This window comes from Dyella japonica DSM 16301, from assembly GCF_001010355.1.
GTDB classification, from domain to species: Bacteria; Pseudomonadota; Gammaproteobacteria; order Xanthomonadales; family Rhodanobacteraceae; genus Dyella; species Dyella japonica.
On record NZ_JPLA01000195.1, the window covers coordinates 1 to 525 of the forward strand.

Annotated in this window: 2 protein-coding genes; both read left to right on the plus strand. The window is 41.0% G+C overall.

The features are described from left to right. The coding region (locus Y882_RS20670) for a hypothetical protein (protein ID WP_211259256.1) at positions 1–205 on the plus strand (205 nt) is incomplete at its 5' end. 27 nt (positions 206–232) lie between these two features. Then, positions 233–525: hypothetical protein (locus Y882_RS20675; RefSeq protein WP_211259257.1), on the plus strand; the 293-nt coding region annotated here is incomplete at its 3' end.

Below are 525 nucleotides of genomic sequence, written 5' to 3' on the forward strand. Positions count from 1 at the left end.
ATCTCAATATGTAAACCTGTTAGGTAAAATTGATGACCCAGTACTGGCTGATGCAATTAACCTGATGAACATTGAGACTCGTCATAAGGCCGAAGAACTCTTTGGTAAAGATGAGTTATGGGTTCGTAGGGATATGCTGAATGATGCACTTGGCTATCGTGCTGCATCTATTGGTGATGTATGGACTGGTAACTCTCGTTGGTAACCCAGCACCCTTGATACTGTTAAGAAGATGTTCCTCGGTGCATTTGGTAATAAGGCATATCATGTAGTAATGAATGCTGAAAATACCATTCAGAACTTGGTGAAGGATGCTAAGACAGTAATTGTTGTTAAATCTGTTGTAGTACCGGCAGTTAACTTCCTTGCTAACATCTACCAGATGATTGGACGTGGCGTTCCTGTTAAGGATATTGCTGTGAATATTCCTCGTAAGACGTCAGAGATTAATCAGGACATTAAATCTCGCTTACGTCAGATTGATGCAGAAGCAGAATTACGTGCTGCTGAAGGCAATCCTAATCT